This is a genomic window from Kribbella sp. NPDC049174, from assembly GCF_043197365.1.
Taxonomy (GTDB): domain Bacteria; phylum Actinomycetota; class Actinomycetes; order Propionibacteriales; family Kribbellaceae; genus Kribbella.
In genome coordinates, this window is the sequence record NZ_JBICSZ010000007.1 from 111,574 (window position 1) to 136,297 (window position 24,724).

Annotated in this window: 21 protein-coding genes; 11 read left to right on the forward strand and 10 right to left on the reverse strand. The window is 68.0% G+C overall.

From position 1 onward, the window contains the following. The first annotated feature begins 3 nt into the window (after positions 1–3). The 3 genes from efeU to efeB are packed head-to-tail and all read left to right on the forward strand — an operon-like array spanning position 4 to position 3,259. Complete coding sequence (gene efeU, locus ACGFIF_RS30280; protein WP_393159177.1) at positions 4–846, forward strand: iron uptake transporter permease EfeU; 843 nt, start codon at positions 4–6, stop codon at positions 844–846. A 26-nt stretch (positions 847–872) separates the two neighbouring features. Beyond that, positions 873–2,012 (forward strand): iron uptake system protein EfeO, encoded by a 1,140-nt coding sequence (gene efeO, locus ACGFIF_RS30285; protein ID WP_393159178.1) that lies wholly within the window; start codon positions 873–875, stop codon positions 2,010–2,012. Further along, positions 2,009–3,259: an iron uptake transporter deferrochelatase/peroxidase subunit gene (gene efeB, locus ACGFIF_RS30290; RefSeq protein WP_393159179.1), complete on the forward strand. Its 1,251-nt coding sequence runs from the start codon at positions 2,009–2,011 to the stop codon at positions 3,257–3,259. The genes efeO and efeB overlap by 4 nt, the downstream gene beginning before the upstream one ends. A 26-nt stretch (positions 3,260–3,285) precedes the next feature. On the opposite strand, the gene ACGFIF_RS30295 is transcribed toward efeB, so the two are convergent. The 5 genes from ACGFIF_RS30295 to ACGFIF_RS30315 all read right to left on the reverse strand — a co-directional run bounded on the left by ACGFIF_RS30295 (position 3,286) and on the right by ACGFIF_RS30315 (position 9,017). Then, positions 3,286–4,383 carry a ScyD/ScyE family protein gene (locus ACGFIF_RS30295; RefSeq protein WP_393159180.1) on the reverse strand — a complete coding sequence of 366 codons (1,098 nt, stop codon included), beginning with the start codon at positions 4,381–4,383 and terminating at the stop codon, positions 3,286–3,288. 141 nt (positions 4,384–4,524) lie between these two features. After that, positions 4,525–5,364, reverse strand: a complete 840-nt coding sequence (locus tag ACGFIF_RS30300) for a carbohydrate ABC transporter permease (protein WP_393159181.1) — start codon at positions 5,362–5,364, stop codon at positions 4,525–4,527. Further along, positions 5,357–6,325, reverse strand: coding sequence for a carbohydrate ABC transporter permease (locus tag ACGFIF_RS30305; RefSeq protein WP_393159182.1), 969 nt, complete (start codon positions 6,323–6,325; stop codon positions 5,357–5,359). The genes ACGFIF_RS30300 and ACGFIF_RS30305 overlap by 8 nt, the downstream gene beginning before the upstream one ends. A gap of 92 nt (positions 6,326–6,417) precedes the next feature. After that, complete coding sequence (locus ACGFIF_RS30310; protein ID WP_393159184.1) at positions 6,418–7,740, reverse strand: ABC transporter substrate-binding protein; 1,323 nt, start codon at positions 7,738–7,740, stop codon at positions 6,418–6,420. Positions 7,741–7,937: 197 nt separating this feature from the next. After that, on the reverse strand, positions 7,938–9,017 hold the full coding sequence (locus tag ACGFIF_RS30315; protein WP_393159186.1) for a LacI family DNA-binding transcriptional regulator: 1,080 nt from the start codon (positions 9,015–9,017) through the stop codon (positions 7,938–7,940). An 86-nt stretch (positions 9,018–9,103) separates the two neighbouring features. Between ACGFIF_RS30315 and ACGFIF_RS30320 the strand changes: the two genes are divergently transcribed. Further along, a complete protein-coding gene (locus ACGFIF_RS30320) occupies positions 9,104–10,750 on the forward strand; it encodes an acyltransferase (RefSeq protein ID WP_393159188.1) in 1,647 nt (548 codons plus the stop codon). A gap of 309 nt (positions 10,751–11,059) precedes the next feature. After that, positions 11,060–12,172 (forward strand): hypothetical protein, encoded by a 1,113-nt coding sequence (locus ACGFIF_RS30325; protein WP_393159189.1) that lies wholly within the window; start codon positions 11,060–11,062, stop codon positions 12,170–12,172. Here the strand turns inward: ACGFIF_RS30325 and ACGFIF_RS30330 are convergent. Beyond that, positions 12,102–13,397, reverse strand: a complete 1,296-nt coding sequence (locus ACGFIF_RS30330) for an MFS transporter (protein WP_393159190.1) — start codon at positions 13,395–13,397, stop codon at positions 12,102–12,104. The two genes, ACGFIF_RS30325 and ACGFIF_RS30330, sit on opposite strands and share 71 nt — an antisense overlap. Positions 13,398–13,449: 52 nt before the next feature. Beyond that, on the reverse strand, positions 13,450–14,085 hold the full coding sequence (locus tag ACGFIF_RS30335) for a helix-turn-helix domain-containing protein (protein WP_393159191.1): 636 nt from the start codon (positions 14,083–14,085) through the stop codon (positions 13,450–13,452). 190 nt (positions 14,086–14,275) lie between these two features. Here ACGFIF_RS30335 and ACGFIF_RS30340 point away from each other — a divergent pair, with 190 nt between their 5' ends. The 3 genes from ACGFIF_RS30340 to ACGFIF_RS30350 all read left to right on the forward strand — a co-directional run bounded on the left by ACGFIF_RS30340 (position 14,276) and on the right by ACGFIF_RS30350 (position 17,208). Then, positions 14,276–14,641, forward strand: coding sequence for a hypothetical protein (locus ACGFIF_RS30340; protein WP_393159192.1), 366 nt, complete (start codon positions 14,276–14,278; stop codon positions 14,639–14,641). Between the two features lie 117 nt (positions 14,642–14,758). Beyond that, a complete protein-coding gene (locus tag ACGFIF_RS30345) occupies positions 14,759–16,018 on the forward strand; it encodes a class I SAM-dependent methyltransferase (protein ID WP_393159193.1) in 1,260 nt (419 codons plus the stop codon). After that, positions 16,018–17,208, forward strand: coding sequence for a hypothetical protein (locus tag ACGFIF_RS30350; RefSeq protein WP_393159194.1), 1,191 nt, complete (start codon positions 16,018–16,020; stop codon positions 17,206–17,208). The genes ACGFIF_RS30345 and ACGFIF_RS30350 overlap by 1 nt, the downstream gene beginning before the upstream one ends. 318 nt (positions 17,209–17,526) lie before the next feature. Here the strand turns inward: ACGFIF_RS30350 and serC are convergent, their stop codons facing one another. Both serC and ACGFIF_RS30360 read right to left on the reverse strand, forming a co-directional pair. Further along, a complete protein-coding gene (gene serC / locus ACGFIF_RS30355) occupies positions 17,527–18,651 on the reverse strand; it encodes a phosphoserine transaminase (RefSeq protein ID WP_393159196.1) in 1,125 nt (374 codons plus the stop codon). Between the two features lie 182 nt (positions 18,652–18,833). Continuing rightward, complete coding sequence (locus ACGFIF_RS30360; RefSeq protein WP_393159197.1) at positions 18,834–19,697, reverse strand: phytanoyl-CoA dioxygenase family protein; 864 nt, start codon at positions 19,695–19,697, stop codon at positions 18,834–18,836. Positions 19,698–20,225: 528 nt separating this feature from the next. Between ACGFIF_RS30360 and ACGFIF_RS30365 the strand changes: the two genes are divergently transcribed. Then, positions 20,226–20,666, forward strand: a complete 441-nt coding sequence (locus ACGFIF_RS30365) for a helix-turn-helix domain-containing protein (protein ID WP_393159199.1) — start codon at positions 20,226–20,228, stop codon at positions 20,664–20,666. On the opposite strand, the gene ACGFIF_RS30370 is transcribed toward ACGFIF_RS30365, so the two are convergent. Next, positions 20,663–21,775: a citrate synthase 2 gene (locus tag ACGFIF_RS30370; protein WP_393159201.1), complete on the reverse strand. Its 1,113-nt coding sequence runs from the start codon at positions 21,773–21,775 to the stop codon at positions 20,663–20,665. The two genes, ACGFIF_RS30365 and ACGFIF_RS30370, sit on opposite strands and share 4 nt — an antisense overlap. Before the next feature lie 220 nt (positions 21,776–21,995). On the opposite strand from ACGFIF_RS30370, the gene ACGFIF_RS30375 reads away from it, so the two are divergent. Both ACGFIF_RS30375 and ACGFIF_RS30380 read left to right on the forward strand, forming a co-directional pair. After that, the gene (locus ACGFIF_RS30375) at positions 21,996–22,733 is read left to right on the forward strand and encodes a hypothetical protein (RefSeq protein ID WP_393159202.1); all 738 of its coding nucleotides are present in this window, start codon (positions 21,996–21,998) and stop codon (positions 22,731–22,733) included. Positions 22,734–22,764: 31 nt separating this feature from the next. Then, entirely contained in the window at positions 22,765–24,717 is a 1,953-nt protein-coding gene (locus ACGFIF_RS30380; protein WP_393159204.1) for a hypothetical protein, read from the forward strand. Positions 24,718–24,724: the final 7 nt, after the last annotated feature.

Genomic DNA, 24,724 nt, shown 5'->3' on the forward strand with positions numbered 1-24,724 from the left:
GCCATGCTCGCGAACTATCTGATCGGACTCCGGGAAGGCCTCGAGGCATCGCTGGTTGTCAGCATCCTCGCGACGTTCCTGGTCAAGTCAGGGCACCGGGATCGGCTCAAACTGGTCTGGATCGGAGTCGGCGCCGCGGTCGCCACCGCGGTGGCCGGCTGGGCCCTGCTGCAGTTCATCACCGCGCTGACCGCCCGGTCGTTCACCACCCAGGAGACCATCGGCGGGATCATGTCGATCCTCGCGGTCGGCTTCGTCACCTGGATGATCTTCTGGATGCGCAAGGCGTCGCGCAGTATCGCCAAGGAGTTGCGCGAGCGGATGGGCCTGGCGCTCGAGCTCGGTGCCCGGGCGGTCGTCGTACTGGCCTTCCTGGCGGTCTTCCGGGAGGGTATCGAGACCGCGTTCATCGTGTACGCGTCGGCCGCCACCGCGACCACGGCGACCCCGTTCATCGGCGTTCTGCTCGGCCTGGCCACGTCGGTGCTGCTCGGGATCGCGATCTATCGCGGTGCGGTCCGGATCAACCTGGCCGTCTTCTTCAAGTGGACCGGCGCGCTGCTGATCCTGGTCGCGGCCGGCATCTTCGCCTACGGCTTCCACGACCTGCAGGAGGCGAACATCCTGCCCGGCCTGCAGAACCTCGCCTTCGACATCTCCCACGTCATCCCGCCGGACAGCTGGTACGGCGTGCTGCTCAAGGGGATCTTCAACTTCAACCCGTCCCCGACCGTCGTCGAGGCGATCGCCTGGCTGGCGTACCTCGTCCCGGTGATGGTGCTGTACTTCCGCCCCGTCAAGACGCCCCCCGCCGTACCTGCGAAGACCGCTGAAAAAGCGGCCTGATCCACCACTCACAGTCCAGGAGAACCATGTTCACGTCAGCGGCCCGCCGGGCCACCGTCATCGGCGCAGTACTGGGGCTCGCCACGCTCACCGGCTGTGCCGACGAGACACCGGCCGCCACCGATGACGGCACCGGTCCGGTGGCCGTCAAGGCGACCGACTCGGAATGCGACCTGAGTCGGCGTGACGTGAAGTCCGGCACCAGTACCTTCACCGTCACCAACGGCGGCAGCAAGGTCACCGAGTTCTACGTGTACGCCGACGGCGACCGGGTGATGGGTGAGGTCGAGAACATCGGCCCCGGTCTGAAGCGCGACCTGATCGTCGAGCTGCCGACCGGCAAGTACCAGGCGGTCTGCAAGCCCGGCATGGTCGGCAACGGTATCCGCGGCGACCTGACCGTCACCGGTGACGCCCCCGCGCAGGTCGACGAGGACACCCTGCTCAAGGAGGCCACCCAGAGCTACCAGCGGTACGTGAACTCGCAGGCGGTCGCGCTGGAGCAGAAGACCACCGAGTTCGTGGCCGCGGTCAAGGCCGGCGACGTGGCCAAGGCCAAGGAGCTGTTCCCGGTGTCGCGCACGTACTGGGAGCGGATCGAGCCGGTCGCGGAGTCGTTCGGCGACCTGGACCCGAAGATCGATGCCCGGGTCAACGATGTCGAGCCGGGCACCGAGTGGACCGGGTACCACCGGATCGAGCAGGCGCTCTGGGTCTCGAACTCCACCAAGGGCATGGAGAAGTACGCCGACCTGCTGCTGACCGATGTGAAGACGGTGGTGGCCAAGGCCAAGGTGGTGCAGCTGAACCCGCTGCAGCTCGCCAACGGCGCCAAGGAACTGCTCGACGAGGTTGCCACCGGCAAGATCACCGGCGAGGAGGACCGCTACTCGCACACCGACCTGTGGGACTTCGAGGCCAACGTGGAAGGCTCGCAGGCCGCCATCCAGGCGCTCCGCCCCGCCCTGCAGAAGCGTGATGCCGCGCTTGTCGTCACCCTGGACACGAACTTCAAGGCAGTCTTCGCCGCGCTGGACAAGTACCGCGTCGGCGACGGCTTCAAGCCCTATGTGGTGACCGAGGCCGAGAAGAAGCAGCTCGGCCAGGTCTTGGACGGACTGGCCGAACCGGTCAGCAAGGTCGCCGGAGTGATCGCCAAGAAATGAGCGAACGTAAGGGCATCTCCCGCCGCGGTCTGTTCGGGGCCGCCGGCGCGGCCGTGGCCACCGGCGTCGCCGGGTACGCCGCCCATTCGGTGCTGGCGGGCGAGGAGTCCCAGGCGGCGGACACCACTGGCCCGGTCGAGTTCCACGGTCAGCACCAGGCCGGGATCATCACCCCGGTCCAGGACCGGCTGCACTTCGCAGCGTTCGACGTCACCACGACGAAGCGCGCCGAGCTCATCTCGCTGCTGAAGGAGTGGACCGCGGCCGCGGCACTCCTCACGGCGGGTCGCGACATCGGCCAGTACGGCGCGATGAACGGACCGGGCGAAGCACCGCCGGAGGACACCGGTGAAGCGGTCGGACTGCCGCCGGCCCGGCTGACGCTGACCATCGGGTTCGGGCCGAGCCTGTTCGACAAGCGGTTCGGCCTGGCGGCGAAACGGCCGCAGGCGCTGGTGGATCTGCCGCACTTCATCGCCGACGACCTGGACCCGAACCGGTCCGGCGGCGACATCGCCGTACAGGCCTGCTCGGACGATCCGCAGGTCGCCGTCCACGCGATCCGCAATCTGGCCCGGATCGGCTTCGGCCGGGTCGCGGTCCGCTACTCCCAGCTGGGTTTCGGGCGGACGTCGTCCACGTCGAAGGCACAGACGACACCGCGGAACCTGTTCGGTTTCAAGGACGGCACGAACAACCTGAAGCTCGAGGACACGGCCAAACTCGAGCAGCAGCTCTGGGTGCAGCCCGACGACGGCCCGGACTGGATGGTCGGCGGCTCCTACCTGGTGTCGCGGCGGATCCGGATGAACATCGAGATCTGGGACCGTACGTCGCTCGGCGAACAGGAAGCCATCATCGGCCGGGGCAAGGGCACCGGGGCGCCGCTGGGCAAGGCGGACGAGTTCGACGCGATCGACTTCGAGGCGAAGAACTCCGACGGTGAGCTGAAGGTCGCGACCGAGGCGCATATCCGGCTGGCGCACCCGTCCTTCAACAAGGGGGCCGAGCTGCTGCGGCGCGGCTACAACTTCGTCGACGGTTCGGACGGTCTCGGCCGGCTGGACGCGGGCCTGTTCTTCCTTGCCTACCAACGGGATCCGCGCAAACAGTTCATCCCGGTCCAGAACCAGCTGGCGCGGTCCGACGTACTGAACGAATACATCGTCCACGTCGGCTCCGGCATCTTCGCCTGCCCCGGCGGCGTGGCCGCCGGTTCCTACTGGGGCGAGAAGTTGTTTGCCTGAGCTTCCTTGGCCCAGCATCGACCCGGTCAGTGGAGCGGGATGGCGATGACCTCGCCGACGTCGGCGCAGACGCCGCAGTTGGAGACGTATGCGTTGCCGTTCCTGATCGCCAGGCCGGTCGGCATCGTCAGGCCCTCGCTCGCGATGACCGTCCGCGCGCCGTTCTCGCCGACCCGGATCAGTGCACCCGTGGGGTCACCCGACAGCAGACCGTTGTGGGCGATCTCCAGGACGTAGAGTGCATTGTCCGGACCGAAGGCGATGTCGATGATGTTGGTGAATCCACCGGCCGCCACCTGGGGCTGCCCGCCCGGCCCGATCCGGTAGACGTTCGCGCCGCCGACCGGGAACGGGAACCCGGTGAGCTGACCGACGTAGAGCGCGCCGTCCGGGCCGCGGGTCACCGTCGTCGGCACTGCCTGCATCGGGATGTCCGGGCCGCCGAACGGATTCGGCACCAGCCGCGTCGGGAAGACGGCCAGCGTGGAGATGCGTCCGTGCGAGCGCACCCCGAGCAGAGAGTTTCCACCGGCATCCGCGACGACCTGACCACCCTTCGTCACCAGCAGGCCCTGCGGATTGGTGTCCGGCAGTCCGCCGTCCGGGTTCGCGGACAGCTCGTACGCGCCGATGTCCGCTACGACCTTGAATGTTCCCTTGGGCGCCTTCGCCCGAATCAATGTCCCGGCGAGCTGTCCGTTCGGAGGCAGTTGACTCCGCAGGCCCGGGTCGTCGCCGAGACCGAGCGTCACGTACAGGTTGCCGGTGCCGTTCAGTCCCACGTCGGACGGTCCGAACACCTCGTCCGTGCCCTGGAGGCCGAAGGAGGGGAGTCCGGTGAGAACCCGCGTCTGGTGCCCTCGTTTCACCTCGGTGACCGCACCCGTAGCGCCGTAGCAGATCTGCCCGAGCGGATGCGGGATGCACGGTCCGGCGCCGCCAACACCTGCTTCGGCGACGTAGAGTGTGCCGTTCGGAGCGAATCCCAGGCCGCGTGGGCTGTCGAGGCCGGACGCGATCACCTGCCACGAAGTGCTTTGTGCGCCTGCCGGTACGACGGGCAGGGCGACGAGACTCGCCCCGGTCATCAATGCTGTGCCGATGACCGTCAAACGTCGGAACATGTCCCCTCCCAAGGTGTTACGGCCCCCTCTTCACTCCCGAGTCTGCGCGTATCCGCCCCGACCGTCACGGGGTCGGCACGTGCAAGAAATGCCGGTGGCCCCGGACAGAGCCGGGGCCATCGGCAGAGCGTAGTACTGCGATTACTTGACGGCGCCCGCGGTGACGCCGGCGACGAAGTGCCGCTGGGCCAGGAGGAAGCCGATGACAACCGGGATGCTGACGACCAGGGCGGCGGCCATGATCTGGTTCCAGTAGACGTTGGTCTGGGTCGAGTACTGCCGCAAACCCACCGACAACGTCCGGTTCGCCTCCGTCGTCATCACGGATGCGAACAGCACCTCACCCCACGCGGTCATGAACGAGTAGATCGCGACCGCAATGACACCGGGCCGGGCCGCGGGCAGCACCACGCGGCCGAGCGCGCCCATCGGCCCGCACCCGTCCACCAGCGCGGCCTCGTCCAGCTCGCGCGGGATGCTGTCGAAGTACCCGGCCAGCATCCAGATCGAGAACGGCAGGCTGAACGTCAGGTAGGTGATGATCAACCCCAGCCGGGTCCCGACCAGCTGCACACCGATCGAGTTGTTGATGTTCACGAAGATCAGGAACAACGGCAGCAGGAACAGCACACCCGGGAACATCTGCGTCGACAGCACCGTGGTGGTGAACACCGTCCGGCCGCGGAACCGGAACCGCGACACCGCGAACGCGGCCAGGATCGCGATCGCCACCGAGAACACCGTCGCGACCACCGAGACGATCGTGCTGTTCACGAAGTACCGGGCCAGCGGCACCGTCTTCCACATGTCGAAGAACGGCGCCAGCGTCAGGTTCGACGGCCACCAGGTGAACGCGCCCTGGACGTCCTTCAGCGGTTTCAGCGACGACGTGACCATCACGTACAGCGGGATCAGCACGAACAGGCCGAGCACGGCCAGTACGACGCCCCGGTAGATCTTGAAGCCCCTGGTCTCACGCACGACGCGACCTCCTTCCGGTGACGAACAGGTAGATGCCGGTGACGATCATCAGGAAGATCAGCAACAGCACGGACATCGCCGCACCACTGCCGAAGTTCCAGGTCAGGAACGACGCGTTGTAGATGTGGAAGGTGATCAGGTCACCCGCCGGCGGCTGCGCCGTACCGAACAGCACGTACGGCGTGTTGAAGTCGCTGAACGTCCACAGGAACAACACCAGCACGAGCACCAGGTTGACCGGCCGCAGCGACGGCAACGTGATGTTGCGCCACTGCCGCAGGTTGCCGGCTCCGTCCACCGCCGCGGCCTCGTAGATGTCGCGGGGGATGCTCTGCAGCCCGGCCATCAGGGTGAGGAACGCGAACGTCCACAGCTTCCAGGTCGCGACCGTGATCAGCGACACCAGCGCGTTCCCGCCGATCAGCCAGAACGGCCGGTCCGAGGCGAGCCCGAGGTTGTCGACCAGGATGTGGTTCACGATGCCGGTGTCGCGCTGCAGCATGAAGTTCCAGGTCAGGATCCCGGCGTACGCCGGTAACGCGTACGGCACCAGGAACAGGGTCCGGACCCAGCTCCGGCCGCGGAACGGCGGCTGCAACGCGACGGCCGCGGCCATCCCGAGCGCCCAGGAGAGCCCGACCGTGATGAGCGAGAAGGCGACGGTGACGCCGAACGACTTCAGCAGTCCCTCGCCGACGGCGTTGTCGAAGTCGAGTGCCACCTTGTAGTTGCCGAGCCCGGCCCAGGGCGCGGCGGACCAGTTCGCGATGTAGAACTTGGTCAGTTTCACGAAGCTCATCCAGATTCCGACCAGCATCGGGAGGATGTGGATGAGCAGTTCCAGCAGTACCGCCGGTGCCAGCAGCAGGTACGGGAGCCAGCGGCTCAGTCCGGGCCGGCGCTCCGGGCCATGCTTGATCTTGGCGGCTTTCGCCGGGGCTTCCGTCGTGGCGACGGCCATCCTGGGTCGCCTCCTGTCCTTGGGATCGCGGTGGTCGGCTGACGCGGTCGGTGGCCCGGACGCGCTGCGCGCCCGGGCCACCTGGCCTCACGTCAGCTACTCGCGGCCACCTGATCCTCGGCGGTCTTGAGGGCCGCCTTCACATCGTCCGCGGTCACGGTCCCGCCGGTGGCGATCTTGGCGAACATCGCGTTCATCGCCTTGCCGACGGTGCTCTCGTACTGGTCTTCGGCCGGCACCAGCGGCAGCGGCTTGGACTTGGTGTTGTAGATGTCCTGGAACGTCGCGGCCTCTTCGGCGTTGTCGGTGAAGACCGGCTTCGCGTCCTTCAGCACCGGCAGCGAGGCGAACGGCTTGCCCAGCGTGGACTGAGTGTTCGCGTCCGTCATGTACTTGACGAACTTGAGCGCCGCGTCCTTGTTCTTGGTGTTCTTGAAGATCGACAGGTTGATCCCGGCGACGTGGCTCGCGGTCTGGTTCGCCGCGCCCTGCGGTGCCGGGAAGGGCACCACGCCGTACTCGCTGCTCTTCATGCCGTTGGCGGCGATCGAGGAGTCGGCGTTGTTCTGGTTGATGATCATCGCGACCTTCTTGGTGGCGAAGTCGTTCACCGACTTGGTGCCGTTGTCGTACTGCGCGTTCGACGGGTTGGCGACCTTGTCCTTCTGCATCAGGTCGAGGTACCGCAGCACGCCCTGCACCTGGCCGTCACCGGTGAAGGTCGGCTTGCCGTCCTTGTCGAACCAGTCGGCGCCGTTCTGCGCGGCGTTGATGAACGCGAAGTGCACGTTCTCGGTGTAACTGCCGGCCGCGAGCGCCATCCCGTACTGGTTCTTCGCCGGGTTGGTCAGCTTCTTCGCCGCGGTGACCATCTCTTCCCAGGTCTTCGGCGGCTGCGGCCCGGCCGCGGCGAACATCGCCTTGTTGTAGTACATCCCGTACGCCAGCCCGTAGAGCGGGACCGAGGTCGGGTCGGTGCCTTCCTTGCCGCCGGTCGCCAGAGCCGTCGGCACGAACTTGTCCTTGCCGCCGATCGCGGTCATCGCGTCACCGTCGAACGGCAGGAACGCGTCGGTCGCCTGCAGCGACGCGGCCCAGGTGTTGCCGATGTTGACCACGTCCGGCGCCTGGCCGGAGGTGATCGCGGTCTGGATCCTGGTCTGCAGGTCGTTCCAGCCGATCACCTCGAGGTTGACCTTGATCCCGGTCTCCTGGGTGAACTTCTGCAGAACCGGGGTCAGCACCTCCTTGTCGTTGTCCAGGCTGGTGCCCTGGTTGCTGGCCCAGTAGGTCAGCGTCTGGTCTCCACCCGAGCTACCGCCGGAGGAATCGCCCGAGTCGCTGCCACCGCAGGCGGCCAGGCTGATTCCCAGGGCGGTCACCGCTGCTGCGGCTACAAGCGAACGCAGTCTCACGTCGGACTCCCTCGTCCCGTCGAGCCCCCGCGGACCTGCGGAGGCGGATCGGCCCCATAGTGGCCTAACCGGTTAAGTTTCGAAACCCTAACCGGTTCAGTAAGCAGTGGTTCGTTATTACCTCGTGACCATGTCGGCACGCGACACAACACACTCCGAACCTACCCAACTACAAAGAGTTGTGGGTGGGATGCTTTTCAGCTCCTGGCAGGTCCTGACGACTCCCGCGCGTGCAGTTCGCCCGCAGGTGCCTCTTCGTGCAGATCGGTCTCGCCACCGGCCACCCGCAGCAGCAGATCCGCCGCGGCCCGCCCGCGCTCCATCGTCTTCTGATCGATCGCGGTGATCCCCGGCCGGGCCAGCTCGCACAACGGCGAGTCGTCCCACGCGAGGATCGACACCTCGCCCGGTACGTCGGTGCCGTGATCCATCGCCACCCGCAACGCGGCCACCGCCATCAGATCGTTCCCGAGCACGATCGCGGTCGGCGGGTTCGGGTCGCTCAGCAGCCTGCGGGTCAGCTCGGCGCCGTCGTCGTACCGGTAGCTGCCCTCGAAGTGCCGGACCGTCATCCCGCGCCGCTCGGCCCCCTCGGCCAGCATCCGCACCCGCAGTTGCTCGTGGACGAACGTGAACGGCCCGCTGATGTGCGCGATGTCGCGATGGCCGAGCTCGGCCAGGTGGTCGAGCAGCAGCGTGACGGTCTCGACCGGCGAGCTGATCAGCCGGCCGACCTGGTCGTCGGGGTCGTTGGAGCTCACCACCACACACGGCATCCCGAGCTCCTTGAGCAACGTGATCCGCGGGTCGTCGTCGTGCTCGTCGAACAGGATGAACCCGTCGACCCGCCCCTGCCGGGACCATCGCCGCAGTACGTCGAGATCCTCGCCGTGCTCACCGGTGAGCCGCAGCAGCAGCGACGAGTCGACCTCGTTCAGGTACTGCTCGATGCCGACCAGCGTTCGCATGTAGAACGCTTCGGTCGAGATCAGCGCGGGATCACGGGCGATCACGATGCCGATCGTGCGGGTCCGGCTGGCCGAGAGCGCGACGGCGGCGGAGTTCGGATGGAAGCCGAGTTCCTCGGCCAGGTTGAGGACCCGCTGCCGGGTCTCCTCGCTGACCCCGGCGCGGCCGTTCAGCGCGTACGAGACCGACGCCTTGGAGATGTGCAGACGGCGTGCGAGATCGCTGATCGTCACTCGCCGGCGCCCGCCACCGCCCGCCGGACCGTCGTCGGCGCTGTCCCCGCCGGCCAAGGATCCGGGTGTCGTCATGTCTGCCTGGTACCCCGCACAGCCGAGAGAGTAGCAGCGAGTTTTCTGGGGTAGCGCGTTCGCGGAGGTTTGGATAGCGTTTTCCCATGACGCCTGGTGAACCGTTGAGACTGGATTTCCTGCCCTGGGAGTACGCGCGCGTCGGGTCCGACGAGGAGCGTGAGCGTCAGATCGAACGGCAGCAGCGGCTCTCTGGGACGCTGTCGCTGGCAGACAACGTGTACGTCGCGGAGTCGGCGGCGGTGTACTGCGAGGAGCTCCGGATGGGGGAGCGGTCGTACATCGCGGCGCACGCGTACGTGACCGGGCACATCACGCTCGGCTCGGACACGACGATCAACCCGTTCTCGGCGGTCCGCGGCCGGGTCACCGTCGGCGACGGCGTTCGGATCGGCGCGCACACGTCGCTGCTCGCGTTCAACCACGGCACCGCGCCGGGCGAGCCGATCTTCCGCCAGAAGCACACCTCACTCGGCATCACCGTCGGCGACGACGTCTGGATCGGCTCGAACGTCACCGTCCTGGACGGCGTCACCATCGGCCCACACTCGATCATCGGAGCTGGTGCAGTGGTCACCAAGGACGTCCCCGCCAACACCATTGCCGCCGGCAACCCGGCCCGCGTCCTGCGGTCCCGGTCGGACTCCGGCCCGAAGCCTTCCACCGACCTGGCCGGCCGCCTCTCCGCTTTCACGGCCAAGGCTCGGGCGCAGGCGGACGACGTACTGCGCCGCTGCTGGGACGGCGAACGTTTCGTCGACCGCCCCGGACTCGACCACGAACCGGCGATCCGCCCGTGGTGCGACGCCGTCGAGATCGCCGACGTACTGCTTCGTCGTACGCCTGAAGGTCACACCCGCGACGACCTGGTCCGCCGCCTCCGTGCCCGTCAGGATCCCGAGTCCGGACTGGTCTCGCCAGGAGACCTCGCCGACGTCGGCCTCGACGTGCCGGCTACCGACAAGCTGTCTGTCCTGGAAGGTCCGGCCAGCTACCACATCCTGTGTGTTGGGTACGCCCTGCAGGTCCTCGACAGTTCCTTCGAGCACCCGATCCGGACCGACTTCGCACCCGGCGAGCTCGAGCGTCAGCTCGACAACTTGCCCTGGGCACGGCAGGCCTGGTCGTCCGGTTCCGGAATCGATGCCCTCGGCACCGCTGTGGCCCGGAACCTCAAGGATCACGGGGAATCCGGGCCGTTGGAGACTCTGATGGGATGGCTGCTGGTTCGTGCCGATCCTGCTTCCGGCATGTGGGGTGAGCCGCATCCGGACGACGGATGGCTGCAGGTGGTCAACGGTTTCTATCGGCTGACTCGTGGCACCTACGCGCAGTTCGGGCTGCCGTTGCCGTATCCGGAGCAGGCCGTCAAGACTCTTCTTGCCCACAGCAACGACAAGCGGATGTTCAGTGGTGACGGCTACAACGCGTGCAACGTGCTGGACGTGATCCACCCGCTCTGGTTGGCCGGCAAGCAGACCGACGTGGGCCGGGCGGACGGCACTCGGTGGGCCGAGGACCAGCTGACCCGGATCCTGGACCGCTGGGTCGACGGCGAGGGTTTCGCGTTCGCGCCGGACGGTACCGACGACCGCTCGATTCCCGGGCTGCAGGGCACCGAGATGTGGCTGTCCATCATTTGGCTGCTCTCCGACTACTTGGGTCTGTCCGACGCCGTCGGCTACCGTCCTCGCGGCGTCCATCGACCCGAGCCCCTGGTCAGTCCGCGCTGACCCAGCTCGACCAGAGCTGCCCCGTGCTGTGATCCGGCCCTCTTCGCGTCCCTGGCCCTGACTGTCGCCGGACGGGGGTCCATTAGCCTGATGGCGTGGACCCCCGCACCCGCCGACTGGTGACCTCGCTCGTACTGGCCGCACTGGTCGCCATGGTCGTCATCGCCGCACTCGTCCGCTGACACTTCGGCGACTAACGTTCTGCCGCATGACCGTATTGATGCCACGCCTCCGGCGCGGCGGGTCATGGGGCTTCGGCTCCCGGCCTCCCCTCGTCGCTCCGCTCCTCAGTCCAAGCCGGGAGACCCCATGACCACCACCCCTGGAGCACGGTCGCCGTACCTGATGCGAGCGGGTCTGGTCCGCAACGTACGGTCCGCGGAACACCTGACCACCTTCGTGGTGAGCGGTGTGGCGACCGTCCTGATCACCCGCCTGTTCCTCGGGCTGAGCGGCTACCCGCAGATCGGCGGCAAGGGGCTGCACATCGCCCACGTCCTCCCCGGCGGCCTGCTGATGCTGGTCGCGATCTCCCTGCTCCTCGCGTACGTCGGTCCGGTCGTCCGACCCGCGGCGGCCCTGATCGGCGGGGTCGGGTTCGGGCTGTTCATCGACGAGGTCGGGAAGTTCGTCACCTCGGACAACAACTACTTCTACCAACCGGCCGCGGCGATCGTGTACGTCGTCTTCGTGCTGATCGTGCTGGCTACCAGGTTCCTCACCACCCGGCGGCCGATCGATCCGCGCGAGCAGTTGGCGAACGTGGTCGACAACGCCGTCGAAGGGGTCGCGGGCGGGTTGTCACGCCGCCGGCTGGCGCAGGCCTCGGAACAGCTTCGTCAGGTCGGTGCCGAGGTGCCCACTCGCCAAGAGACCCGGGCGCTGCTGGCGGCCTGCCCGGCCGACGAGGTGGAGCTCGCCGCTCCGGTCGATGCCGCCTGGAAGGCCCTACGGCGTGGGTTCGACCGGCTGGCCACCCATCCACTCGCGCCTGGGTTGGCGGTCGCCGTACTGGTCGTCCAAGCGATCGGTGCGCCGGCCATCGCGGCCGGGATCCGGTTCGACGACGGGCTGGTCGCGGACATTCCGGTGCTCGGGGTGGCCGCCGGGAGCTTGCTGTCGGCATCGTTCACCGTGCGTGGCGCGGTGCAGCTGCGGAAGAAGAACAGGGCACGTGCGGTCCGGCTGTTCGAGCTGGCCGTGCTGGTGTCGCTGCTGGTCACGCAGGTGTTCCAGTTCGCCGGTACGCAGTTCGCGGCGGCGTTCGGGATGTTGCTCGACCTGGTGCTGCTGGGACTGCTGAGTGCCGAGCGGGACCGGTTGAGCCGCAAGGAGGTCGAGGCGACCAAGGCTAAGACGTGGAAACTGCCACCGGATCCGAGCCTCCCGCCGTTCCCTGAGGACCCGTCGGATCCTGTGTAGCCTTCCAGGTCTCGTGCCGCCCGATCAGCAGCGGTGACATGGTCGCGACGAAGTAGACCGCGCCGGCCGCGAGCAGTGCTGGCGCCAGGCCGATGCCGGCGATCGCCGCACCGGCCACGACTCCACCGAGTGGTACTCCGATCCAGCAGACCGCGTCGGCCAGTGAGTTGACCCGGCCGAGCATGTGCCGGGGGATCCGCTCGATGAACAATGCGCCCAGCACGGGGTTGATGAACCCTGCTCCGATGCCTCCGGCGGCGTACACGGCCATCACTGCCCACACCGGTGCGTCGAACGCCATCACCACGAAGCGCGGTGCACCACAGATCAGGAACGCGAGCGTGAAGACCAGCTTCCGCGGTATCCGGTTGCCGACCGCTGACGCGACCAGTGCGAACAGGGTTGCGGTCACACCGAACGACGTGAGGATCAGGCTGGTGTGCCCGGGACCGAAGCCGTGGTCCTTGATCCAGACCGGCAGGAGTACGGCGGCAATCGCCGCGTCGAGCAGGTTGGTCACGGCGATCATCACGACGAGCGGCATCATCAGCTTGTCCCTGCGGAGGAAGTGCCAGCCCTCGAGCAACCGGTGCTTGTAGGTTCCTTCGTCCGGCTGCTCGGTCTTCTGGTGCTGTCTGGGGATCCAGCGGGCGATGAGGACTGCGCAGACGCCGAACGATGCCGCATCGATCCACAGCGCGTTGACCTCGCCGACGAGAGTGATGAGGGCACCGGCGATGGCGAACGCGATGAACCCGGCCAGCCGCTCGGTGGTGCTCTCCAGGCCGGTCACGCGTTCCAGCGGGACGTTGGCTGCCTTTGCGATGTCGGGGATGAGCGTGCCCTTGGCTGCGTCACCTGGTCCGCGGAGTGCTCCTGCTATTGCGACCAGCGCCAGCAACAGCGGGAAGGACAAGGCGTTCAGCGTGTGTAGCAAGGGGATCAGCGCGACTACTCCGGTGCTGGCGGTGTCTGCGAGCACGCTGATCCGACGCGGTCCGACGCGGTCGATCAACGGGCCGCCGACTGCTTTGAAGATGACCAGCGGTGCCATCTCAGCCAACGCGACCAAACCGGTCTTGAACGGCGACCCGGTGGTCATCAACACGAACCACGGGATCGCGATGGCGCTGACCCGGGTGCCGCAGATCGACACCACATTGGCGACCAGGAACGCCACCAAGGGCGCCCGGTCTGGTCTCACCGCCGTACTCGCGTCACCCATCTGCCTCACCTTTCGCCTCACGTCGTACCGCTGCTGCACGCCGTGCGGCGGCTCACCGGGTCTCTCGTGGATAGGCCTGGATCTGGACCGACACCTGCTCGGCACCCTCGGGCAGGGGAGCGGTGAGGTCCGGTGTCTTGTACTTCTCGAACACCGCCACGACCTCCGCCAACATCGCGGCCAGCTCCTCAGGGCGGAGATGGAAGATGTAGTCCGAGAGCATGCTGGCTTCCCGCCACGCAGGCGGCAGTGTCTGCATCGCGTCGATGAAGCCGAACATGTTCTCCGCGTACGACTGCCCGATCCCGTGCAGGAAGCCCATGGTCAGCTCCGGCTCCTGGTCGAGCAGTTCAGCCGCGTCGAACGCCGTTCCCTGGTGCGCCGACTTCCACCAGCGGTCCCGTGCGTTCCCTCGCGTGTCGTCCTCCACGACGAGACCTGCCGCGGCCAACTGCCGCAGGTGATAGCTCGTGGCGCCGGTGTTCACCCCTAGCCGGCCGGCCAGCGTGGTGGCGGTTTGCGGCCCGTACACCCGCAGCAGCCCGAGCATCCGGTTGCGCATCGGGTGCGCCAGCGCCCGCACCAGATGCCGATCGAGCCGGACCGTCTTCCCGCCGACAAGGCGAGCCTCCACTGGCTCGTCAGGTGCGTCAGGTGGGCCCGGCGTTTCGGGTGCGTCCTCGCTCATGCCGTCGAGCCTAGGACTGCAAAGCCTGTTTGCAAAGAGATTTTGCAAAGCAATTGTGTGGTCGGTTGTCCACAGCTTGCGGATCGGCGGTCGGGGAGGGGCGGGATCGCGGCATCTTCTCTGTCGAGAGAGGGACCGGATGCGACCGCCGTAGCCGCCGGACCGTACGACGAAACGGAGAGAACGACCCATGTTGCGAGTGATGCTCGAGGACGCCGACTACTGCGACGTCCCGGCCGACCTGATGACGTTCGAGGAGGAGGCGGTGGTGTTCTGGCGCGAGGGCGAGGAGGTCGGTCGGCACCGCCAGGCGCGGATCCGGTCGCTGGAGCTGCTGGACACCCGCTCGATGACCCGCAAGATCAAGGCCGCCCGCAAGAACCATCCCAACGCCTTCCGCGTCTGGTCGCCCGAGGAGGAGCAGACCCTCACCGAGCTGTACCGCACCGGCGCCACCAAAGACGAACTCGTCGAGGCCCTGGGCCGCCAACCAGGCGGCATCGCCACCCGCCTCCGCTCCCTGGGCCTCCTCAAAGAGGACGAGAAACTCGAATGACTCCGCTCCCCGGCAGGGTGCCGGACGGGTCCTGTGGACGCAGGTTGGGGTGGATGCTCAGCGGGGTTGGGCGAGACCGTTTTGTGATCGGGATGAGCGGTCGGAGACAATGGCGCGATGCAGGCAGACGTGGATCCGGAGCGGACTTCCGGCGAGCCGGGCGCCGGCTCCGGAGCGGAGTCCGGCGCGCGCGACGTGATCCGTGCGGCTCTGCTGGATCCGGCCGGCCTGGTCCGGGCGGTCGCCTCGGGCCGCCGTCGCGGCCTGGAACCACCGCACTACCAGCGCGTCGAGCTCCGGTGCGTCGACCTCAAGGGCGTCCGTCACCTGCAGATCACCGAGTACGACGTACGCCAGGCCCACACCCGCAACGTCGCCGACCCGGACCTGGAGAAGGCGGTCGACGAACTGCTCGACCTGCCGTACGGGACGTGGCATGTCGAGACGACGGCCGAGACACTGCGGCTGCGGTACACCAAGAAGGGCAAGGAGCTGCTGCACCGGCAGGCGGACAGCCGGGAGCAGGAGACCAGCCACGACCGCGCGAAACAGCGCGTGCTCGAGCCGGGCGCGCCGTTCCTGATCGAGCTCGGGATCAGCGACCACCACGGCCGGGTGAAGCCGTCGCGGCAGGCGAAGTACAAGCAGATCGAGGAGTTCTGCAAACTGCTCGCCCCGGCTCTGGACGAGGCGATCTCGGCGGGCCGGATCGCGACCGGCAGGCCGCTCCAGGTGGTCGACCTCGGCTGCGGGAACGCGTACCTCACCCTCGCCGCCTACCACCTCCTGACCACGGCCGGGCACGACGTCCGGATGACCGGTATCGACCACAATCCCGCGGCGCGGAACCGCAACACCAGGGTGGTGACGGCGCTCGGCTGGCAGGACCACCTGCGGTTCGTCGACGCGACCATCCAGGCGGCGGAGCTCGACGTACGCCCGGACGTCGTACTCGCGCTGCACGCCTGCGACACCGCGACCGACGACGCGCTCGCCCGGGCGGTCGGCTGGGAGGCTCCGCTGGTGCTCGCAGCTCCGTGCTGTCATCACGACATCCAAAAGCAGCTCAAGAGCGTCACACCACCGGCGCCTTATGCGCTGATGACGAGATATGGCATCGTTCGTGAGCGGTTCGCCGACGTCCTGACCGATAGTCTCCGGGCGGCGGTACTGCGACAGGTCGGATACCGGGTGGAGGTTGTGCAGTTCGTGGACAGTCAGCACACTCCGCGTAACCTCCTTCTCCGCGCCACGCGCACCGGCGTCCAGCCCACTCGCGATCTCCAGACCGAGTACCAGACCCTGATCGACGACTGGCACGTCACTCCCCGCCTCGCCCAGCTTCTGCTGACGGACAGTCCCGAGGTGGTGTCGTGATGCGACTCCGGGCTGGTCTCGCCCTGGTGGCGGCCGGGTTCTTCGGCCTGGCCGGTACGGCGCTCCCGGCCGGGGCCTCAGCCTTCGCTCCGGAGTCCGTCAGCGCCGCCTCGGCCGCGCTCTCACCGCAGGCTGCTGGCGGGGCCGCGTCCGCGGCGTCGCGGGCCGGCGTGCAGTTGCCGGTCGCGGATCCGTCGCCGGCGGCGAAGAAGCTGTTCACGATCCGCGACGAACGGGTGACCGAGTCGTCGGGGCTGGCGAAGGCCTACAAGTACGAGGGCATCTACTGGACGGTGAACGACTCCGGCGACAAGGCTCGCGTGTTCGGCGTCGACACCACCGGCAAGGTCAAGATGGAGCTCAGCTTCAATGCGGAGGTCCGTGACGTCGAGGCGGTCGCCGTGGACCGCGACGGAACGATCTACATCGCCGACATCGGTGACAACAAGGCGACCCGGGACGTGGTCGAGATCTACACGATCCCGGAGCCGGGCCAGCTCGGCGACGCCGGCAATGTGCCCTACCACCGGTACGACTTCACCTACCCGGACGGCGCGCACGACGCCGAGACCCTGCTGGTGGAGCCCGGTACCGACCAGCTGTACATCGTCACCAAGTCCGCGAAGGGCGCCGGGATCTACGCGGCACCACCGGCCCCGTCCCGCGAGGGCACGAACGAGCTGACCAAGCTCGCGCCCGCCCCGGCCGGTGTCTTCACCGACGGCACGTTCCTCCCGGACGGCCAGCGAGTGGTACTGCGGACGGCCACCGGCGTCTCCACCATCGCCTGGGGCGAGTCCCCGAGCCTGGTCGCGAGCGCCAATGTTCCGGCCGCCCAATGCACCTCGATCGCCCTGTGCGAATCGGTCGCCGTCGGTCAGGCGAACGACACGGTCGTGATCGGCAGCGAGGGTGAGAACTCCGCCGTCTACCAGGTCGCGGTCCCGGCCAAACAAGCCGCCACCCCACCCGCCGCCTCCGCGACCCCCAAGCCGGCCACCGGCAACGAGTCGAACACCGAGCCCGCGAAGAGCCACAACCTCCGCTGGATCCTCATCGGCGCCGCCGCCTTCGCCCTCATCATCACCATCATCACCTTCCCCCCAGGCCGCCGCGAACGCCTCGACCGCATGGCCGAAAACGCCCGCCTAACCGGCCAATCCCCACGCACCCCCCACCGCCGCCCCTAGCCCCCGCCTCACACCGGCCCCCGCCTCACACCGGCCCCCGCCTCACACCGGCCCCCGCCTCACACCGGCCCCGGCACCACCTCATCGCGCGCTGGCTAATCCCAACCGCTCACAGCCGGTGCTTTGCCTAGGCACAGGGCGGTCAGCTGACAGCAAACCTGCAAAGCACCGGATGGGAGCTACCTGCACCCGTCAACGGCGGCTGCGGCACCCCGACAGCCCCGCGCACCAGACTGCACCCAGCGGGATGAACACGAACAGCCGCCGACCCGGACTCGGGTCGGCGGCTGTTCGGCGTACCAACAGACTCTGAGCGACCTACTTCTGCTGCTCGACCACGTAGTCGATGGCCCGGGTGAGCTTCTCGACATCGTCCGGGTCGACCGACGGGAACATCGCCACCCGCAGCTGGTTACGACCCAGCTTGCGGTACGGCTCCGTGTCGACGATCCCGTTGGCCCGGAGCGTCTTCGCGACCGCGGCCGCGTCGATCGAGTCGTCCAGGTCGATAGTGCCGATGACGAGCGAGCGCGCGTCCGCGTCCTCGACGTACGGCGTCGCGTACTCGGACTTCTCGGCCCACGTGTACAGCCGGGTGCTCGAGTCGGTGGTCCGCGCGACGCTCCACTCCAGCCCGCCCTGGTTGTTGATCCAGTCGGTCTGCTCCGCCATCAGGAAGAGCGTGGCCAGCGACGGCGTGTTGTACGTCTGGTGCTTGCTCGAGTTGTCCACCGCGGTCGCCAGATCCAGGAACGCCGGGATCCACCGGCCGGACGCGGTGATCTCCTCGACCCGCGCCAGCGCGGCCGGGCTCATCACCGCGATCCACAGACCGCCGTCGGAGGCGAAGCACTTCTGCGGCGCGAAGTAGTAGACGTCGACCTCGTTGATGTCGACCGGCAGGCCGCCGGCGCCCGAGGTGGCGTCGATCGCGACCAGCGCGCCGTCGTCGGCACCCTCGACCCGCTTCACCGGCGCCATCACGCCGGTGGAGGTCTCGTTGTGCGGCCAGGCGTACACGTCGACGCCCGCCTCGGCGACCGCGGTCGGCCGCGTCCCCGGGTCGGACTTGACGATGCTCGGCTCACCGAGGTGCGGAGCCAGTTGCGCGGCCTTGGCGAACTTCGAGGAGAACTCACCGAAGCTCAGGTGCTGGCTCTTCTCCCGGATCAGCCCGAACGTCGCGACGTCCCAGAACGCGGTCGACCCGCCGTTGCCGAGCACCACCTGGTACCCGTCGGGCAGCTGGAAGAGGTCGGAAACGCCCTGCTGCACCCGCGCCACGAGGTTCTTGACCGGCGCCTGACGGTGCGACGTACCGAGCAGCTTGGCGCCTTCGGTGGCGAGCGCGGCGACGGCTTCCGGACGCACCTTGGACGGCCCGGCCCCGAAGCGGCCGTCAACAGGCTTGAGCTCTGCAGGAATCTGAATCTCGCTGGTCACCAGCGTCTTCCCTTCGTCGTCTGGCAATCCCTGAGCCGACGACGCTGTCAGCGCGATCTATCCTCCCACACGACTCCCAAGACCCGGCTCAGGGTCTCATCGGGGCTCTCGTCACCGGCTCCGCGCCCTCCACCGCGCCCTCGACCCGCCCTCCACCGCGCACCGCGCGCGAGTGGCCTCGGCTACTCGTGTTTGCGGGTGATGGTCTGGGTGCCGGTCATGACGGCGACCGGGCCGTCCGGGGTGTCGGTCCATTCGCCGCAGGCTCCGCCGCCCTCCGCGATCTCCAGCTCCAGCGTGCTGCCGTCCATCCGGAGGGCCGGGTGGTAGTACTGGGCAACTCGCTCCGCTTCGCCCTCGATGTAATGACCGATCAGCGCCCGGCGGAACCGGTCGGTGGTCACGTTCGGCGCGCTGCCGTGGACGAGAGCGCCGTGGAAGAACAGCACGTCCCCAGGCTCCATCTCGATCGGTACGGCGGCGTCCGGCTCCGGCAGCGGGACGGTGACGTCGGTGAAGCTGACCTTGGTGTCCGCCTTCTCGGTGCACAGGATCGGCCAGCGGTGGCTACCGGGGACGACCTCCAGGCACCCGTTCGCCTCGTCGACCTGGTCGAGCGCCATCCACGCCGCCACGCACGTACCTGGCTCGGCCTTCAGGTAGAAGTTGTCCTGGTGCAGCGCCTGGCCGCGGGAGCCGGGCGGCTTGAAGTAGATCATCGTCTGGACCGCGTACGGCGACCTGCCGAGGAGCGCCGTCATCACCTGGTCGAGGCGTGCGTCGATCATCCAGCGCAGCGAGGCGTCGTCCCAGCGGTGCATCTGTGCCATCCGCGGGTAGCGCCGCAGGGGATCCCGGCTGTCGGTCTGGAGACCGGCGAAGTCCCCTGGGTGTGCGCCGCGATGCCGCAGTTCCATGTAGTGGTCCCGCAGCACATCGACCTCGTCCGCGCCGAACAGCCCGCGCACCAGCGTGTACCCGCTGTTCTCGAAGTCTTCCCGGTACGCCGCGGACGCCTGCTCCTCGACCTTGTACGAAACGCTCATCCACCACTCCCGCAGTAGTTCCGGCAATCGCTCCCGGATAGCCCTACTCTGTCCCTGACACAGCAATTCTCCGAGCAATCATCACCATCGGACCACAGACGATCCACGCAAGGACTTGAACTATTGGCGCACGAGCCACCTATCGATGCTCCGCGGAGGCGCGAGGTCTCTGGGGATGAGGCGGTGCGCGGGGTGGCCGCAGGTGAGGCGTTGGGGTTGCGGTTGTTGTCGGGGCCTACGTTTTGGCGGTGTGAGCCGAGTTGGTCTTGGGTGTCTCGGCCGTTGCCGGATTATCTGCTCTGGTGCGTGCTGGATGGGCGTGGGCGGCTGGAGTTGGACGGGGTTGAGCGGGAGTTGCATCCGGGGGTGTGTGCGGTGTTCGCGCCGGGGGATGCACCGACTGCCGGACACGATCCGAAGCGTCGGCTGTTGGTGTTCGGGATGCATTTCGATGTCGAAGGTTCTGCGACAGGTGGGGTGGTGCCGGCCCCCCGGTGGGGGGAGGTGCGGGATCGGGAGTTGTTGGGGGTGCTGGCACGCACGAGTGATGCGGCGTACCGGCGGCGGGATCCGGTGGGGAGGCGGCAGGCTGAGCTGTGTCTGGAGCAGCTACTCGGGATGATCTGGGACGCCGTGCACAATCCTGGCCGCAGCGCGACGGACACCGCGGTTGACGAGGTGGCTCGGCAGCTTCGGCAGGACCCTGGGCGTGACTGGACCGTCGCGGAGATGGCCGGGCGAGCCGCGCTGTCCAGAGCGCAGTTCACCCGGCGCTTCGTCGCACAGCTCGGCATGTCGCCGGCGCAGTACCTGATCCAGGCCCGGATCGACCGCGCGCACCAGTTGCTCACCGAGACCGGCATGACCGTCACCCAGGTCGCCGCTGCCCTCGGCTACACCGACGTGCCGTACTTCAGCCGCCAGTACAAGCAACGCACGGGCAAATCCCCGAGCACCGCCCGCCCCTAGGCCCAGTTGGGGTTCCAACCTTCGATGGAGGTGGCCGCGCGGGAGGAGGGGCCTGAGTAGATGGCAGAGGGGCGGATCAGGCGGCCGGTGCGCTTCTGCTCGAGGACATGCGCGCTCCAGCCCGCCGTACGGGCGCAGGTGAACATCGACGTGAACATCGGCGGCGGTACTTCGGCGAAGTCCAGCACGATGGCAGCCCAGAACTCGACGTTCGTCTCCAGCACTCGGTCTGGCCGGCGCTCGCGGAGCTCGTTGAGTGCGGCCTTCTCCAGAGCCTCGGCCACTTCGTAGCGCGGTGCGGCGAGCTCCTGCGCCGTACGACGGAGCACGCGAGCGCGGGGGTCCTCGGCCCGGTACACGCGGTGTCCGAAGCCCATCAGCCGTTCGCCTGCGTCCAGCAGGCCTTTGACGTAGGCACGGGCGTCGCCACTGCGCTCTACGCCCTCGATCATCGTCAGTACGCGTGCGGGCGCCCCACCATGTAGCGGACCGGACATCGCGCCGACCGCACCGGACAGCGCTGCTGCGACGTCGGCGCCGGTGGAGGCGATCACCCGCGCGGTGAAGGTGGATGCGTTCATGCCGTGCTCCGCTGCGGACGTCCAGTACGCGTCGACAGCCTTCACGTGCTTCGGGTCGGGTTCGCCGCGCCAGCGGATCATGAACCGCTCGGTGATCGTCTTGGCCTTGTCCACCTCGCGTTGCGGCACCATCGGTTGCCCGATGCCACGAGCGGCCTGGGCGACGTACGACAGGGCCATCACCGCGGCGCGGGAGAGATCCTCACGGGCCTGTACGTCGTCGATGTCGTAGAGCGGTCGCAGACCCCAGGCGGGTGCGAGCATCGCCAGCGCGGACTGAACGTCGACCCGCACGTCACCGGTGTGGACCGGCAGCGGGAACGGCTCGGCCGGCGGCAGACCGGGGGTGAAGGCACCGTCGACCAACAGGCCCCAGACGTTCTCGAACGGCACCCGGCCGACCAGGTCCTCGATGTCCACGCCGCGATAGCGCAGCGCCGAACCTTCTTTGTCCGGCTCGGCGATCTGCGTGTCGAACGCGACCACGCCTTCCAGCCCGTGCTGCACCTCGGTCCTCGGATCTGACATGCGACTCCCTCGTCCTCGTGGTCAGCACCCCCGCCCACCAGTGGCCGGCGCACTGCTAGGCGCCCAGGCAGCATAGTTCTCGCCGGCGACCCCCGGACAGATCTGTGACCAGCTCGGCACGTCGTCCCCTGCCGGCTGGGTGGGGTGGGGGTGACCGGATGGCAAGACGGGGGAAAGGAAAGGCGGGGTTGCTGACCGGTTAGAGGTCTAGTGTCTTGGCATGCCTGCCAAGCCTGTTCCTGGCCTCGGTCTCGTTCTTGGGGTCATTGTCGGATACGCCGCGATCGTCGGCGGCTCGTACGCGACCACGCGGCTCGCGATGGCACGCGCCGTCAGGTTCGAGAGCGACCTCGGCCGGAGTCTGCCGTGGCTGGCCCTGTTGATCGCAGTCGCGGTGGTGCTGGGTGTGCTGATGGCGATCCCGGCGATCGGGGCCGGGGCGATGGTCGGGACAGGCGGTCTGATGACGCTGGTCGGCCTGGCGTTCCTGGTGCTGCCGTTGCGGCAGGTGTTCGACCTGAGCAAGGTGTTCAGGGTCCCTGGGTCGCGGTTCCCTCCGTCGTACATGCTGTTCGACGGGTCGCTGCTGCTCCTCGGGCTTGTTCTCCTGCTGGTCGGTGTACGGCGGTGGGCCTCGGACGCGAAGGTCTACCGGTTGCTGACGGCCCAGGGGCAGGCGCAGGACCGGGCCTACAACCCGACCTTCCCGGCGCAGCCGGGCCAGCCGGCCCAGCAGTGGGGCGGCTACCCCGGCCAGCAGCCCCAACAGCCGCTCGGCCAGCCCCAACACATCCAGCAGCCCCACCAGCCGCAGCAGTACGGCGGCTACCCCGGCCAGCAACAGCAGAGTGGTCAACACAGCCCGCAGCAACCGGGATATCCGGGCCAGCAGCAACCACAGGACTACGGCCAGCAACCACCCGGCGGGCACCCGGGCCAGCAGCAGCCGCCGCGATAACTTTCCTCGCAGGGCCTGCATCTGGCTCTGCATGGAAACACTGGTCGCCTACACCTTCCACGGAGACAGCGTGGCAAGGGCTACCGCGGGCGCGGCACGAGTCGAGGCGTACTACAGCGGCCTGTGGGACCACAAGGCCAGGCACAAGGGCTATGACGGCAGCACGATCGGCCTGCACGTGTGGGACCGAGACGACACCAGTTGCTTCTGGCCGTCCTGGCACGACACCGGTGACCTGCGGGTGGCGAGCCTCCACACACCACTCGGCTACCAGCGTGTCATCGGTGACGTTCCGCCGTACGACGGTCCTGGCCGGTTGGCACACGCAGTACGGCGTACTCCGGACGGCTTCCTGGAGTTGGCGCCACCGTTCACGATGGCGGTGCTCGAGCCACAGCAGGAACGTCTGGACCTCTTCACCGACTCCATCGGTGTCGGCAGGCTCTTCCAGCTGCGACTCACCGATGGCTGGGTGTGGAGCAACCGGCCGGTCGCGGCTCTGCTGTTCGCGGGGATACCGGCCGCAGCCGCTCCACGGGGCTGGAGCTTTGCCGCCGCGTGCGGGTGGTTCATGGACGACAGCACGCCGTACGACGGTGTGCTCGCCGTACCGGGGGCCACACACATCGTTGCCGACGGCAGGAGTCGTCGACAGACGGTGTCTCGCATCGAGACCACCAGCGTCTGGTCCACTGACAGCACTGACACCGTGGACGAGACTGCCGAAGCACTGCAGGACGTCGCGAGGTCGGTAGGCCGCTTGTGGCCTGGCAGACCGACTGTCGACCTCAGCGGCGGTCGCGACTCGAGAGTGGTTGCGGCCGCATTCCTCAAGGCCGGTGTGGACCTGAAGCTCAACAGCTACGACGCAGTGCCCGGCGAACTGGAGGTCGCCGAGTCGCTCGTCCAAGCCCTGCCCTTCGAGGTCGAGCACGCCACCACCCGCCGCAAAACCACCGGAATCAAGCCCGCGACCAACCCGCAGCCGGTCAAGCCACCGGCACTGGCAGACCGGGCGCTCCGCTGGCACAGGTACGCCGAGGGACTCCGCCCGGCCAGCTATCTCTTCCACGCGCCGCCGGCGACGCTGGCGAACGTCACCCACCTGGCCATCGGCGGCGCCGGCGGAGAAGTTGCTCACGGCCACTTCTATCCCGCAGACGTACTGCAGCTCGATGCGCTTCCCCTGCACGAGAAGGTGAATGCCTTCGGTAGTCGTCTGCAGGCCAGGCTGACGCCGACCGCCGGGCCGGCCACCATGGCCCGCGCCGCGGTCGCCGAGCAGATCGATCGCGTCCTGCGGACCGCGGTGCACGGCGGTATCGAGAACGCGACCATGCTCGACTACTTCTACGTCGTCGAGCGCCTCCGCCGCTGGGGTACGACGGGTGAGCGCAGCGGCGTCGTGTCGCCGCTGCTCGTCCCGTCCTTCGTCCGGTCCGCGTTCGCGCTCAGCCCGACCCAGCGCGTCGACAACGCCCTCCATCGTGAACTCGTCCGCCGTCTGATCCCGGAGTGGGCCGACATCCCGTTCTTCAAACCGGCCCGGCCGGCTCCACGCAGTACCCCCACCCGGATCCGCTGCCTCGCCGACGCCCCGGACTGCGACCTCATCCGGGCACAGCTCACCGACGTTGACGGCTTCGACCAGCAGGCGCTCAACACTCTCTGGGCAGCCTCCACCGCCGGCGCCAGCTCAGCCGCCGCCGAAGCCACCCTCAACCAGGCACTCTGGCGCGCGACCTTCAACCAGCACCTGGACGAGATCAACCGTCACCTCCCGCCCAGCGCCCGGGTGCAGCAGCGCGCGACGCCGAGCAGCGCGAACAACACGCCGGAAGCGTCCACCGCGGCCACCCGCTCAACCCGCAAGGTACGACGCCTGGTCCGGCACCCAGCCGTACGGCGCCTGGCCGCCAACCCGCTCTGGAAGGCGTTCCGCCGTACCAGCCTCGGTCGTTCCTGGCGAAGCCTCAGTAAGTAGGCTCGGA